Here is a 14,721-nt window from a genome sequence, read left to right as displayed (position 1 = left end):
GTGAGTGGGACGGGGGGCACCGCGAAGGAGCGCGCCGAGAAGATCTCCGCGAAGCAGCTGATCTCCACCGGTTTCGCGGACGTGACCAACGCCCGCCGCTGGCTGGGGTTCCGCGAGCTCGACGACGTGGACACGTCCGCCCTGCTCACGGGACTGGGCCACGCGGCGTCGCCGGACGTGGCCCTGCAGCTGCTGGTGCGGCTGAGCGAGCAGCACCCGGAGCTCGCGCGCCGCGTCAACGGGAACCCCGCGGACTCGGAGACCATGTTCCGGCTGCTGGGCGCCTCCGAGGCGCTCGGGGAGTTCCTCCTGCGCGCGCCGGAGAACCTCGACCTGCTGGACGTCCGACCCGAGGACCACCCCGGAGCGGACCAGCCCGAGGCGCTGCGCCGGGCCCTGCTGGAGTCCGTGGGCGCTGACCCGGACGCGGACACCCCGGTGGCCACCGTCCGCGGGGCGGACGCGCACCGGGCCTTGCGCACCGCCTACCGCCGCGGACTGACCCGCGTGGCGGTGCGGGACGTGGGCGCCCTGGACCCGGTGGAGTACATGCCCGCCGTGGGGCGCCAGCTCGCGGACCTCGCCGGGGCCGCTCTGGAGGCCGGGCTCGCGGTGGCTCGGGCCCAGGCGCACGAGCGCTGGGACGCCGCCCTGGTGGAGCAGGTGCGCCTGGCGGTGATCGGCATGGGCAAGTGCGGGGCCCGCGAGCTGAACTACATCTCGGACGTGGACGTGGTCTACGTCATGGAGACCCGGGCGGCGGGCGCGGGCGAGGTCCCGGACGAGAGCACGGCCACGGAGATCGCCACCGAGCTGGCCCACCAGCTCGCCCAGGCGGTGATGGCACCCGGTCCCGAGCCCGCGCTGTGGGAGGTGGACGCGAACCTGCGCCCGGAGGGCAAGGACGGCCCGCTGGTGCGCACCCTGGACTCGCACGTGCGCTACTACAAACGCTGGGCCAAGTCCTGGGAGTTCCAGGCGCTGCTGAAGGCCCGGTGCATCGCGGGGGACCGCGAGCTGGGGGAGCGCTACGAGGACGCCGTGGCTCCGTTCATCTGGTCCTCCGCCGAGCGCGAGGGCTTCGTGGAGTCGGTGCAGGCCATGCGCCGCCGGGTCACGGAGAACATCCCGGCCGAGGACCGCGACCGGCAGATCAAGCTCGGACCGGGCGGGCTGCGGGACGTGGAGTTCACGGTGCAGCTGCTGCAGCTCGTGCACGGGCGCGGCGATGAGACCGTGCGCACCCGCGCCACCACCGACTCCCTCACGGCGCTGTCCTCCGGCGGGTACATCGGGCGCAAGGATGCCGAGGAGTTCGGGCGCAACTACCGCTGGCTGCGGCTCCTGGAGCACCGGATCCAGCTGTTCCGCCTGCGCCGCACCCACCTGATGCCCCGTGACGAGCGGGAGCTGGCGGTGGTGGCCCGCTCCGTGGACGGCGCCGCGGAGTCCTCCCACCCCACCGCCCAGCGGCTCGTGGACGAGTGGACCGCGGTCAAGCGCAGCGTGCGCTCGATGCACGAGCGGATCTTCTACCGCCCCATGCTCGCCGCCCTGGCCAACGCCCCCGCGGACACCACCCTCACCACCGACTCCGCCCGGGACCGGCTGGCGGCGCTCGGCTACCAGGACACCAGGGCTGCGATGCGCCACATCGAGGCGCTGTCCCGCGGGGTGAGCCGCCGTGCCGAGATCCTGCGCACCCTGCTGCCCGTGCTGCTGGACTGGCTGGCCGAGGGAGTGGACCCGGACGCCGGGCTGCTCAACCTGCGCCGGGTGTGCGAGTCCCTGGGCACCACGCCGTGGTTCCTGCGCATGCTGCGGGACTCGAACGCCGCGGCGGAACGGCTGTGCCACATCCTCTCCAGCTCTCGCTACGTCTCCGACCTGCTGGAGGTCTCTCCGGAGGCCACCGCCTGGCTCGGGGACGACTCCCAGCTGGCCACCCGCTCCCTGGAGGAGCTCGGCACCGAGATGCGCTCGCAGCTCACCCGCCACCGGGACTCGCGGGAGGCCATCCGAGCCGTCCGCCAGATCCGTCGGCGGGAGCAGCTGCGGATCGCGCTCGCGGACACGAGCGGCGTCGCAGACGTGGAGACCACCGTGGCGGGTCTCTCCGACGTGGACCAGGCCACCGTCATGGCCGCGCTGCACCTGGCCCGCCGCGACTGGGAGGCCGAGCACGACGGGCCGGTGCCGGCGCGTGTGCTCGTGGTCGCCATGGGGCGCCAGGGCGGACGGGAGATCGGCTTCGGCTCCGACGCGGACGTGATGTACGCCTACGAACCGGTAGAGGGCGCCGAGGCGGACGAGGCGCGCACCGCGGCCGAGGACGTGCTGACGCGCATGGTGAAGCTGCTCAAGCAGCCCTGCACGCCGCCGGTGGTGGCCGAACGGGTCCTGGAGATCGACAACGACCTGCGCCCGGAGGGCCGCTCCGGCGCCCGGGTGCGCTCGGTGGCCTCCTACGCCGAGTACTACGAGCGGTGGGGTGAGACCTGGGAGGCCCAGGCGCTCACCCGGGCGCGCTACATGGCCGGTTCCGAGGAGGTCGCCCAGGCGTTCTTCCGCGTGGTGGACCGCTACCGCTACCCGGCGGAGTTCACGGAGCGTCAGCTCGTGGACGTCCGGCGGATGAAGGCCCGCGTGGAGAGTGAGCGCATGCCGCGCGGCGCGGACCCCCTGCGTCAGGTGAAGCTGGGCCGCGGCGGACTCTCGGACGTGGAGTGGCTGGTGCAGCTGCTGCAGCTGCGCCACGCCCACGATGTGCCCGAGCTGCGCACCACCTCCACCCTGGCCGCGCTGCACGCCGCCGTGGCCGCAGAGCTCGTGGGTCCCGAGGACGCCTCCGTGCTGGAGCGCGCCTGGAAGCTCGCCACGGACATCCGCAACGGCAACGTGCTGCGCTCGGGCCGCGCCTCGGACTCCGTGCCCTCCCGGCGCGCGGACCTCGAGGCCGTGGCACGGTGGATCGGCTACGAGCCCGGATCCGCCACCCAGCTGGAGGAGGACTACCTGCGGATCACCCGGCAGTCCCGCGCGGTGTTCGAGCGCCTGTTCTACGGGCGGTGAGCGGGCCGGGCAGCGCGCCCCGCGGGACTAGGAGTGCTCGGAGGCCGAGGGCAGGGGCGAGGCACTCGTGCTGGGGGACACCGTGGCATCGCGCGGCGTGTCCTCCGGCGTGGGCGTGGTGCTGAGCGTGCTGATGCTCATGACCACGAAGAACAGCACGATGACGAGCGCGACCACGCTCGCCACGATCAGCGCGGTGCGGCGGCTCATGTAGCCCTTCCGGGGGTTCGGCTCGTTCCGGTTGCTCATGCTTCTCCTCCTGGTGTCGGGATCGGTTGGCTGGTGGGACCTCGTGTCTGCAGTCTCACACAGATCGGCCGTTTCGAAGCGTACTGAGCACCGCCTGCCGTGACGCCACGGGCGCCTGCGACCGGCGTGCGCCCCGGCGCCCGGTTCCATTGCAGTGCGCCGGGTGCCGGCCCGCGCTGACCGGGTGTCCTGTGGTGCCCCAGGAGGGAGTCGAACCCCCGACCAAGAGATTAGAAGGCTCCTGCTCTATCCACTGAGCTACTGGGGCGGGCAACGAGGACCCACTGTAGCAACGCCGCCGTGCCACCGCCCGGCGGCCCTGTCCCGCGCGTCTCCCGTGCGGTGCGCCCTCCCCAGGCACGCGCACGACGCCGCCCCGCACCTCGGCCTCCCCGGATCCGCTTCCTGCCGCGCGGCCGGGGCCCGTGCAGAGCACAGTGGGAGCACCCCGCACCGGGGCCCATCCCTCGCCCGTTGCGACCGGCTGCGGATTCGCAGACCGTGACCCTCCCGGGCGAGCAGACACCAGGAGCACCTCATGAGCGAGCACATCACCCTCCGCGGATTCGTGGGCAAGGATCCGGAGTCCCGGCTGTTCGAGGACGGCACGATGGTCGCCCGGTTCCGGCTGGCCACCACCACCCGCCGGTTCGACGCCGCCACCAACTCGTGGCACGACACGTCCACCAACTGGTACACCGTGCGGTGCTTCCGGGCGCTTGCCATGCACGTCATGGCGAGCGTGCGCTGCGGGCACCCCGTGGTGGTCACCGGCAAGCTGGGCATCAACGAGTGGCAGTCGGAGACCGGGCCCCGCACGGTCGTGCAGGTGGACGCCACCGCGGTGGGTCACGACCTCAGCTTCGGCACCGCCAACTTCTCCCGCTCCGGCGGCCGCTCCCAGCGCGCGGAGGCCGGCGACGGCGCCCGGGACGCGAGTTCGGACGGCGAGCGGGGCGCGGGGGAGGGGAACGGCGTCGAGCGCGGAGCCTCCGAGCAGCGATACCGCAGCTCCCAGGCGCTCGGGCTGGAGGAGGAGAGCTTCGTGGACCTGGAGTCCGGGGCGGTGCTCGCGGTGGCCGGGGACGACGACACCTTCCGGAACCTCACCGGCACCGGCCAGGACACGGGTCCCGGTGCCGAGCGCGCCCAGGACGCCGCTGAGCATACCGCCGAGGAGGACGACGCCGTCCGGCTTGACGAGGACCGCGCGCCGGTCGCGGCCGCGCGCTGAGCGCCGACGGCCCGCAGGCTGTGGGCTCCGGGCGAGGACGCCCCGGCCCGGGGTGTCCTCGCCGCCGCGGCGGCGTCCCCTGGTGTGGTCTCACCCCGGCTGGTCTCACGGTTCTGGTGTGGCCCCCGGCCCGGCGGCGGGGCGGTAGCCTGGAGGGCATGGCGGAATTTATCTACACCATGAACAAGGCCCGCAAGAAGGTGGGCGACAAGGTCATCCTGGACGACGTCACCATGTCGTTCTTCCCGGGCGCCAAGATCGGCGTCGTGGGACCCAACGGCGCGGGAAAGTCGACCATCCTCAAGATCATGGCGGGGCTGGACCAGCCCTCCAACGGCGAGGCGCGCCTGAGCCCGGGCTACTCGGTGGGGATCCTGCTGCAGGAGCCGCCGCTGAACGAGGAGAAGACCGTCCTCGGCAACGTGGAGGAGGGCGTGGGCGAGATCAAGGCCAAGCTCGACCGCTTCAACGAGATCTCCGCGGAGATGGCCGAGCCGGACGCGGACTTCGATGCCCTCATGGAGGAGATGGGCAAGCTGCAGGAGGAGATCGACGCGGCGAACGCGTGGGACCTCGACTCCCAGCTGGAGCAGGCCATGGACGCACTGCGCTGCCCCCCGCCGGACGCCGATGTGAAGGTGCTCTCCGGTGGTGAGCGCCGCCGCGTGGCGCTGTGCAAGCTGCTGCTGGAGAAGCCGGACCTGCTGCTGCTGGACGAGCCCACCAACCACCTGGACGCCGAGTCCGTGCTGTGGCTCGAGCAGCACCTCGCGAGCTACCCGGGCGCCGTGCTGGCCGTGACCCACGACCGGTACTTCCTGGACCACGTGGCGGAGTGGATCTGCGAGGTGGACCGTGGGCGGCTGTACCCCTACGAGGGCAACTACTCCACGTACCTGGACACCAAGGCCAAGCGCATGGAGGTCCAGGGCAAGAAGGACGCCAAGCAGGCCAAGCGGTTGAAGGACGAGCTCGAGTGGGTGCGCTCCAACGCCAAGGGCCGCCAGACCAAGTCCAAGTCGCGTCTGGCGCGCTACGAGGAGATGGCCGCGGAGGCGGAGAAGACCAGGAAGCTGGACTTCGAGGAGATCCAGATCCCGCCGGGACCGCGCCTGGGCAACCAGGTGATCGAGGCCAACGACCTGAAGAAGGGCTTCGGGGACCGCTCCCTGATCGACGGCCTCTCGTTCTCGCTGCCGCGCAACGGCATCGTGGGCGTGATCGGTCCCAACGGCGTGGGCAAGTCCACGCTGTTCAAGACCATCGTGGGCCTGGAGGAGCTGGACGGCGGCGAGCTCAGGGTGGGCGACTCCGTCCAGATCTCCTACGTGGACCAGAACCGCGAGAACCTGGACCCGGAGAAGACCCTCTGGGAGGTCGTCTCGGACGGGCTGGACTACATCAACGTGGGCAAGGTGGAGATGCCCTCCCGCGCGTACGTGTCCGCGTTCGGCTTCAAGGGCCCGGACCAGCAGAAGAAGGCCGGGGTGCTCTCCGGTGGTGAGCGCAACCGCCTGAACCTGGCGCTGACCCTGAAGCAGGGCGGCAACCTGCTGCTGCTGGACGAGCCCACCAACGACCTCGACGTGGAGACCCTCGGCTCCCTGGAGAACGCGCTGCTGGACTTCCCGGGCTGCGCCGTGGTGGTCTCCCACGACCGGTGGTTCCTGGACCGCGTGGCCACCCACATCCTCGCGTGGGAGGGCACCGAGGAGCACCCGGACAACTGGTACTGGTTCGAGGGCAACTTCGAGTCGTACGAGGAGAACAAGGTCGAGCGTCTCGGTGCGGACGCCGCGCGCCCGCACCGCCTGGCGCACCGCCGCCTCACCCGCGACTGAGTGGCCTCCCTCTCCGGGCAGGAGCGCACGACGCCCCCGGTCACCGACACGAGTCGGGGACCGGGGGCGTCGTCGTAGCTGGTGGGGTCAGGAACCCCGGGCGGGCGGCAAGGTCAGGAAGGCCAGCCGCCCCGTCTTGCCCGGCAGCTCGATGGCGGGGCCCAGCTCGAACCCCGTGGCGGCCGCCCGCTCCAGTGCCCGGTCGTTGGAGACGTCCGGCTCGGCCACGATCCGCCAGGTGGTGCCGTGGCGGGCCACCTGCTCCAGGACCGCGCGGCCCAGGGCACCGGTGAGCCCACGCCGGGGACGCCCCGTCGGCGCGAGCAGCACGTGGATCCCGAGGTCCCCGGGTTCCACGCGGTAGGCGGCACCCACCGGGTCCGCGTGCGGCTCGTAGGTCTGGAACAGGCCGGTGGGCTCCCCATTCACCTCCACGATCCACGCGTGGTGCGTGGGGGAGGCAGCAAGGTACTCGTAGACCTCCCGCACCTGCTCCGACCCGAGCCCTCCCATGCCCCAGAACCGTGCGCGCGGGGCGCTGACCCACTCGTGGAGCAGAGCGGCGTCCGGCCGCGGATCCACCGGGCGCAGCGCGGCCCTCGTGGCGGGTTCGGAGCCGCCCTCGGGCAGCTGCAGCGCCCCCAGGTCGAGTGTCCGCCCCAGCGGACCCACGGCACCGGCGGGAACCCACGGCAGCGCCTGGTCGGTCTCGCCCCGTGCCCACCGGTGCACCGGGGCCTCCGTGCTCTCGCCGCGGGCCACGGGGTCCGGGGTGATCCACCACGACGCCGCCGGGTCCGCCAGGTCCCACAGCACCCTGGCCGCGGGCACCCGCAGGCACGCGGGACCCACGCCCGGCAGGGTCCCCGCCGCGAGCAGGCAGTCGGTGTCCCCACCTACGGGCACGGGGTCCGCGGGGGTCATGGCGGGGTCGCTGCGCCACGGGGTGAACGCGTGCAGCACACCCCACGCGGGCAGGGTGGGCTCACCCGAGGGGGAGGTGGCGGGGGCACAGTCCGGTGCAGCGGCGTCGTCCGACCAGTCGGCACGGTGCCGCCGTGGCCGGGGCGAGACCGGGGCGGCGGGTTCGTCGCGACCGGTGCTGGGCGGGAGCGCGAGGCGGTGCTCCTCGGCCACCCGGTCGAGGGCGGCCAGCGCGCACCCGGTCACGTCCACGCCCAGTGCCGGCCCGCAGCGGATCACGTTCTCGACCGCGAGACCCACGCGTCCCACGCCGTGCAGGAAGGGGTCCCACACGGTGGGCATGCCCGTGGGAGCGTCCAGTGCGCGGAGCGCGGTGTGCGCCACGAGCTCGCGCACGAGGGCCTCGCGCCACACCGCGAACCAGGAGGCACCCGTGGAGTCCGCCGCCATGCTCCCGTCCCAGGCGAGCAGGTGCTCCCGCGCCCGCGCGGCCGCGGGGGAGACGGCCGGGGGTGCTGCGTCTGCCGCAGCCGTGCGCCCTGGGTTCCGCGCCGTGTCGGGTGCGTCCGGGGTGCCGGCCCCGGAGGACTCCCGCTCGCAGGACGCCTCGCCCAGCAGCCGCCGCAGCAGCGGGGGCCAGTGGGGTGCGGCGGTGTCCAGCTGGGCGGCCAGCAGGTCCTCGTGGCGCACGACGCCGTGGGCGGCCACGGCCTCCTCCAGCAGCTGCGCCGCGCGCCGTGCCCGGTGCGGGGACGCGCACGCCAGGCGGGAGGCCGAGGCGGCCGGGGCTGTGGGGCGCTGGTTGGCGCGCACGGTGATCGCGTCCAGGGCCCGCGGGGGCTCGGGGGTGCCCAGGAACGCTCCGGCCACGGCGTTGCGGCACGCGCCGTGGGCGTCCGCGGCGAGCAGGTCGTCGCACGGCACCGCCCATCCGGAGAACGCGGCCACCACGTCGTCCGCGGTGCGCGCCTCGAGGCTCTCCCGGCACGCGGCGAACGCCCGGGCGGGATCGGCCACGGGGGCCGGGCTCACCACGGTGACGCGCGCGGTGGAGCCGTGGGCGGCGGCGTCGAGCAGCGCCTCGTGCTCGGGGACGCCCGGGAGCACGAAGCCCGCCGCGCAGCGCCACACCGAGCAGGTGCGCTCCACGCCGTCGCGTGCCCGGAGCACGGCCCGGTGGCGTTCCAGCGCCTCGCCGGTGCGGGTGAGCACCCAGGTGCCGTGCCGGTTCTCGACCGGGACCTCCGTGACCCGCTCGGTCACCGTCATGGCCGCCGTGATGGCCCAGGCCGCGGACTCGGTGCGCCCGAAGTGCGGCACCCCGGGCAGGCCCACGAGGGCGAGACCGCGCACGCGCAGCCGCGGGGTGGACAGGCACACCGGCTGGTAGGGCCCGGACTCCTCCACGAGCCGGTGCGGGTCCGCCGCGAGCAGCGGGGAGCCCGTGACGGACAGCTCCCCGGGCACGAGCCAGGCGTTGGAGCCCGCGGCCGCTGGGGACTCGGCGTCCAGGACCGGGAGCCACGCCTCGCCCAGGAGGGCACGCACGCGCCGTCGCCACAGCTGCTCCGGCAGGCTGCCCGTGAGCAGGTGCGCGTCCAGGTGGACGGCCAGCGGGGTCCAGGGGTCCCAGGGGCGCACGGGCTCGTGCGCCACACCGGCCTCGCGCGCCTCTGGGGTCCCCTCCCACACCTCGGCCAGGGCGGCGCTGATCCCGCGGGCGTAGGCGGCGAGGAACTCCCGGTCCTCGGACGACGCCGCCTGCCACCACCGCCGCGCCGTGCCCACCACGTCCGCGGCCAGGCTCAGCTGGTCCCCGTCGAACGCCTCCGGCCCCACGAGCTCCGCGGATCGGGCCTCGGCCCGACGGCGCAGCACCTCCGCGTACCACGCGCGGTCCAGGCCGGTGACGTACCCGTGGCCGTGAGCGAGCGCCGAGAGGTTCTCCGCCTGCACGTGCGGGACGCCCGCTGGGTCGCGGAACAGCCGCCATCCGGGCCCGGTGGTCACAGCGCGCCGTCCCTGGGTGCGGGGCGGAACGAGGCCAGGGGGTTCTCCAGGCGGCCGGCGTAGACCAGGGAGGAGGACTGGTCCGCGAGGTCCACCATCTTCTGGGGGTTGCGCAGCTGCAGCCGGTTCAGGCAGGAGTGGGCGAAGGTCCCCCGGAAGAGGTCCAGCTCACGCCAGTGCTGCGGGAAGCGCTGCCGGTGCTCGTCCAGCGCGCGGGCCGCGAGGCGCCAGAACTCCCGCTCGTCCAGCACGCCCGTGGTGTGCAGCAGCACGGCGAGGTGGCGCAGCACGCCGTCCAGGACGTCCGTGTGGATGGACAGCTCACGCTCCTCCGGTTCCGTGACGGCGCGGATGCGCTCCATGCCCCGGGGCAGGGGACGGTCGCTGAGAACGGCGACCTCCTCACCGATGTCCTTCCAGAACGCACCCACGGGCAGACCGTCCCGCAGCCGCAGGATCACGTTCTCGCTGTGGGGCATGAGGGCGGTGTCCTGGGACAGCAGCAGGTGCGCCACGGGCACCAGGTAGACGTTCAGCAGCGCGGTGACCCACTCGGTGGCCGAGACCCCGGAGCGCTCGATCCACGCGCCGACCAGCGGGCACCCGGAGCGATCGGTGTGCAGCACACCGGCCAGGCTCGCCGCGTGCTCCCCCGGCTCCAGCAGGGCCAGCGGGGACTCGCGCCACAGGGCCGCGAGCTGCTTGGTGTGGTCGGAGGCCACCCCGCTGCGGTGGTGGGCGTCCCCGGTGTAGCCCACCGCGGCGTGCTCGCGCAGCACGCGGATGCCCCGTTCACCCAGCAGCTCGTCCGACCGGACGATCCCGTGCAGCCAGTCGCTGATCGCGGGCATCGTGGCCATGTAGTGGGGGGAGAGCCCGCGCAGGAACCCCATGCTGTGCACGCCCATCGCGGTCTTGGCGTAGTCCCGGCGCGGGTCGCTCACGTCCAGGAACGTGCGCAGGGACTGCTGGGCGCGCCACTCGTGCTCCCCCTGACCCACCAGCACCAGGTCCCGGCGCAGCACGTCCGGGAGCATTCCGGGCAGGATGCGGTGCTCCCACTGCCACGGGTGCACCGGGACCACGGTGTACTCGTCCGGGTCCTCCGCGGCGGCCCGCACCGCGTCACGGAACAGCTCGCGCTCGCCGTCCGTGAGGTGACGGTCCATGTGCTCGCGGTCCGTGAGGTGCTCCCCGAGGGACACCGTGCACAGGGACCGCCGCACGGCCAGCCACGTGAGCCGGGTGGGTGCCGCGGCCTCCGGCGCCCACGCCTCCTGCTCGGCGGCGCCCATGCCCACGCGCCCGGAGCTCGCCACGAAGCCGGGGTGTCCGCGGTCCAGGAAGCGCTCGACCTCCGGCAGCTGCGCGTGGGCGAGCTCGGCCGCGCTCGGGGCCGGGGCCGCACGGCGCTGCGCCATGGAGAACATGGTTGCGGAGAGGTCCTCCAGGTACAGGGGCAGCACCGCGTCGTCGAGCCCCAGGGCCTCCTTCAGGTCCAGGACGGCCTGCTGCGCGTCCGGCTCGGAGCCGGTCCCGTCCGGGGCGATCCGGCGCACGGACGCCGGGTCCACTTCCCAGTGCTCGAGGGGGTGGCGCGTGGCCTCGAAGTACCAGCACGGCGTTCCCGCCGCGTCCGCGACGGTCCAGCCCTCGCCCGAGGGCTCGGGGTGGAGCATGCGCTCGTGGCTGAACTCGGAGAACATCTTGGCGAGCACGTCCCGCTGCAGGGCGCGCGAGTCCTCGGGGTCCAGTGCCGGGGCCGCGGTGGGGCGCGGTGCGGACGACGGCGCGGTCCCCGCCGCCGTGGCTCGCGCCCGGTTCTCGTGGTGGGTGCTCTGGGCGGTCATCGGGTCACCTCCGTGGTGGTCGTTGCGGCCGAGCGGGTTCCGGCGCCCTCCTCGGCGGGGCGTTCGACGACGCTCACGCACGCCGTCTTCTCCGGCAGGGTGCACTCGCCGACCTCGCGGAACCCGGCCCAGCGGTTGATGGCGCGGATCCGCTCGTTGCGCACGTCCGGCTCCACGAGCACACGCTGCACGGCGGGGTCGGACCACAGGAACCGCAGGGCCGCGGCCATCACGGCCCTGGTGGTGCCGGGCACGGGGGAGTCGGCCGGTGCCACGAAGAGGTGGAGCCCGGCGTCGCCGTCGCGCACGGGCCACACCGCGGCCAGCGGGCTGCGCGCGGGGTCGTAGGTCTCCAGCAGGGCCAGCGGGGTGCCGTTCTCACTCACGATCCAGGCGTCCTCACCGTCCGTGCCGGCCATGCGGCGGTACTCCGCGAGCACCTCCTCGGGGGCCGCGCCCACCAGCTCCCAGGCGTGGGCGCGCGGGGCGCTCAGCCAGCCGTGCAGCAGCGCGAGGTCCCCCTCGGGATCCACCGGGCGCAGCGTGAAGGTGCGCCCCTGCGCGCTGACCCGCACCGCGCCGTCGTGCACGGCGCCGGGATCCAGCCGCGGGACCGTGCTGGCCTGCGGGATGCGCCCGAAGCTCTGGAACGTGGTGTGCGCCTCGGTCGCATACGGGGCGCGGCGCGTGACGTGGGCCAGCACGTGGGCGTTGCGCAGCGCGCCCATGCCGAGGTCCGGGGCGGTGAGCGCGTGGGTGTGCTCGCCGTGGTTGAGCACGTGCACGGTGCCGTCCGCGCTCGCCCGGTGCAGCCGGTCGGGACTGAGCCGCCCGGCGCCGTCCAGGTGGAGCTGCTCCGCGACGGGCTCGAGCCAGTCCAGGGAGGCGGGCCGGTACCCGGTGGCCGCCACCACGGCGTCCGTGACGGTCTCGCGCACCGTGTGGTTCTCGGTGTTGCGCCAGCGCAGCACGGTGCGTCCGCGCTCGGTCCAGGCGTCCGTGAGCTCTGTGGCGGGCACGATCCGCACGGGGGCGGCGTCCTGGTGGCGGCGGACGTAGAGGGCCTCGTGGATGGCGTCCACGGTGTCGTCCGAGATCCCGCGGTGCAGCTGCGGCTGGGAGGCGTTGAGCCGGTCCCGCTCCGCCTCGGGCAGCGCGCGGAAGTGGTCCAGGTAGTCCGGGGAGGTCAGCTCCAGGCTGAGCTTGGAGTACTCCATGGGGTAGAACCGCGGGGAGCGGGTGATCCAGTCCACGGCGGGTGCGTCCGGCGCCGAGATCAGGTCCAGGAACACCTCGGCGGCGGACTGGCCGGAGCCGATCACCGTGACGTGCTCCCGGCCCAGCAGCTCCTCCCGGCGGGCGAGGTACTCGCTGGCGTGCAGGGTCCGCGCGGAGACTCCCGCGAGCGCCCCCGGGACGCTGGGCACGGTGCCGGTGCCCACCACGAGGTGGCGCGTCCACCAGGTGTGCTCGGCTCCGCCGGACCGGGAGGTGACGCACCACGGACCCTCACCCGCGGGACGGGCGACCCCGAGCACGCGGTGGTCCCAGTGCAGGCCCCGGACACGCTCGGCGGCCCACCGGCAGTAGGCGTTGTAGTCGCGGCGCAGGGGGTAGAAGGACTCGCGCACGTAGAACGGGTACAGCTCCCCGGTCTCCTTCAGCCACTGCAGGAAGGAGAACCGTGAGGTGGGGTCGGCCATGGTCACGAGGTCCGCCAGGAACGGGACCTGCAGGGTCGCGTCCTCGAAGAGCAGGCCGGGGTGCCAGTCGAAGCCGCTCGCGGCGTCCAGGAACGCGGCGCGCACGTCCGCCAGGGGATCCGCGAGGCACGCCAGCCCCAGGCCGAAGGGGCCCACGCCCACGCACAGCAGGTCCAGGGGGGCGTCGGGGGCGCCGCGGTCCACCGCGGCGGCGGGGTTCTCGGGGCGGGCAGTGGCGGCGTCGAGGTGGTTCATGCGCAGGCCTTTCCGGTGCTCTCGCGGGCGGTCACTGACATGGCGGTCCGGTGGACCAGGTCCAGGACGTCCCGGACGTCCTGCAGGGTGGTCGTGGGGTTGAGGAGGGTCAGCTTCAGGCACGGACGCCCGGCCACCACGGTCTCGGCCACGGTGGCGCGCCCGGTGTCCCACACGGCGCGGCGGACCGCCCGCACCCACGGGTCAGGGTCCGCGGGGCCGTCCTCGTGGGCGGGTGGCAGCCACCGGAACAGCACGGTGCTCAGCGACGGCTCGCACACGAGCTCGAAGCGGGGGTCCGCACGGAGGTCCGCCGCCACGCGGGCGGCGAGGTCGATGACGGCGTCGAGCAGCTCCCCGATCCCGTCGGGTCCCACCGTGCGCAGCGTGACCCACAGCTTCAGGGCGTCGAAGCGCCGGGTGGTCTGCAACGAGCGGTCCACCTGGTTGGGCTCGGGAGTGTCCGCCGGGTTCAGGTACGCGGCGTGGTGCGTGCAGTGGCGCAGGGTGCGTCCGTCCCGCACCACCACGGCCGAGCAGCTCACGGGCTGGAACCACGTCTTGTGGTAGTCCACGGTCACGGAGTCCGCCCGCTCGATCCCGGCCAGCCGGTCCCGGTGCGCCGGGGAGACCAGCAGCCCGCCCCCGTAGGCCGCGTCCACGTGCAGCCAGATCCCGTGCTCCTCGCACAGCTCGGCCAGGCGCGGCAGCGGGTCCACTGCCCCGCGGTCCGTGGTTCCAGCGGTGGCCACCACGGCCATGGGGGTCAGCCCCTGCGCCGCGAGGTCCGCGACCGCGCGCTCCAGCGCGGGCACGGAGACCGAGCCGTCCGCCTCGACCGGCACCGGGATCACACTGTCGTCGTCCAGGCCCAGGATCCGCGCGGCCGTGACCACGGAGAAGTGGCCCTCCGCTCCGGCCAGGATGCGCAACGACGCCGCCCGCACCGGTCGCGGGGCCGCCCCCGGCTCCCGGCCGCTCGCCTCCAGGCACTCGTCCCGGGCGAGCATCAGCGCCTGCAGGTTGGAGGTGGTCCCGCCCGGGGTGAACATGCCGTCCGCCCCCGCCGGGAAGCCGATGCGTCCCGCCGTCCAGGACAGCAGCGCCCGCTCGATCGCGGTGGCCGCCTTGGACTGGTCCCAGGTGTCCATGGACACGTTCACGGTGGCGGCGAGGGTCTCGGCGGCGACCGCCGGGACCGCCACCGGACAGTTCAGGTGCGCCAGGGTCTTCGGGTGGTGGAACCACACGGCGTGGCGCAGCCACGTCCTGTCCAGCTCGTCCACGGTGGACTCGAAGTCCCCCAGGGGCGCATCCAGGTCGATGTCCGACACCGCGCTCGCCATCTCCTCGTGGGTGGCCGGCACATGGGGTTGCCGCGCGGTGGCCACGCGGGCGGCGCCTGCGGCCGTGGCCGCGGTGACGTCCCGCATGAGATCCGCGACGGTGTCCTGGTGGAGCAGGGGTGAACTCATCAGCGATGGCCTCTTTCCGTCGGGTGCACTCGATGACGCAATAGGAAACACGGCCGTTGCCTATTCGACGACAGGTTAGGCTAACCTAAGCCTCTGGGATTGTGTAGT

The 14,721-nt window shown here is 73.7% G+C and carries 8 protein-coding genes and 1 tRNA gene; 3 read left to right on the top strand and 6 right to left on the bottom strand.

Annotation, left to right across the window (positions count from 1 at the left end):
• The gene (locus Q4A22_RS02915) at positions 1-3,072 is read left to right on the top strand and encodes a bifunctional [glutamine synthetase] adenylyltransferase/[glutamine synthetase]-adenylyl-L-tyrosine phosphorylase (protein ID WP_303177087.1); all 3,072 of its coding nucleotides are present in this window, start codon (positions 1-3) and stop codon (positions 3,070-3,072) included.
• Between the two features lie 27 nt (positions 3,073-3,099).
• Here the strand turns inward: Q4A22_RS02915 and Q4A22_RS02910 are convergent, their stop codons facing one another.
• Together Q4A22_RS02910 and Q4A22_RS02905 are read right to left on the bottom strand one after the other, a co-directional pair.
• Positions 3,100-3,321: a hypothetical protein gene (locus tag Q4A22_RS02910; RefSeq protein ID WP_303177085.1), complete on the bottom strand. Its 222-nt coding sequence runs from the start codon at positions 3,319-3,321 to the stop codon at positions 3,100-3,102.
• Between the two features lie 192 nt (positions 3,322-3,513).
• A tRNA-Arg gene (locus Q4A22_RS02905) sits at positions 3,514-3,589 on the bottom strand.
• A gap of 270 nt (positions 3,590-3,859) precedes the next feature.
• On the opposite strand from Q4A22_RS02905, the gene Q4A22_RS02900 reads away from it, so the two are divergent.
• Entirely contained in the window at positions 3,860-4,555 is a 696-nt protein-coding gene (locus Q4A22_RS02900) for a single-stranded DNA-binding protein (protein WP_303177083.1), read from the top strand.
• A 158-nt stretch (positions 4,556-4,713) separates the two neighbouring features.
• Positions 4,714-6,396, top strand: a complete 1,683-nt coding sequence (gene ettA, locus Q4A22_RS02895; RefSeq protein WP_303177082.1) for an energy-dependent translational throttle protein EttA — start codon at positions 4,714-4,716, stop codon at positions 6,394-6,396.
• A gap of 87 nt (positions 6,397-6,483) precedes the next feature.
• On the opposite strand, the gene Q4A22_RS02890 is transcribed toward ettA, so the two are convergent.
• Genes Q4A22_RS02890 through Q4A22_RS02875 form a run of 4 tightly spaced genes read right to left on the bottom strand, consistent with a single transcriptional unit; the run spans position 6,484 to position 14,613 of the window.
• The gene (locus Q4A22_RS02890; protein ID WP_303177080.1) at positions 6,484-9,330 is read right to left on the bottom strand and encodes a GNAT family N-acetyltransferase; all 2,847 of its coding nucleotides are present in this window, start codon (positions 9,328-9,330) and stop codon (positions 6,484-6,486) included.
• Entirely contained in the window at positions 9,327-11,180 is a 1,854-nt protein-coding gene (locus Q4A22_RS02885; protein WP_303177078.1) for an IucA/IucC family siderophore biosynthesis protein, read from the bottom strand. The genes Q4A22_RS02890 and Q4A22_RS02885 overlap by 4 nt, the downstream gene beginning before the upstream one ends.
• The gene (locus Q4A22_RS02880) at positions 11,177-13,138 is read right to left on the bottom strand and encodes a GNAT family N-acetyltransferase (protein WP_303177076.1); all 1,962 of its coding nucleotides are present in this window, start codon (positions 13,136-13,138) and stop codon (positions 11,177-11,179) included. Before Q4A22_RS02880 ends, Q4A22_RS02885 begins: the two co-directional genes overlap by 4 nt.
• Complete coding sequence (locus Q4A22_RS02875; protein WP_303177074.1) at positions 13,135-14,613, bottom strand: pyridoxal-dependent decarboxylase; 1,479 nt, start codon at positions 14,611-14,613, stop codon at positions 13,135-13,137. The genes Q4A22_RS02880 and Q4A22_RS02875 overlap by 4 nt, the downstream gene beginning before the upstream one ends.
• Between the last annotated feature and the right edge of the window lie 108 nt (positions 14,614-14,721).

It is taken from the genome of Kocuria sp. (assembly GCF_030530945.1).
Taxonomy (GTDB): Bacteria; Actinomycetota; Actinomycetes; order Actinomycetales; family Micrococcaceae; genus Kocuria.
This window is presented reverse-complemented; position numbering and strand designations above follow the sequence as displayed.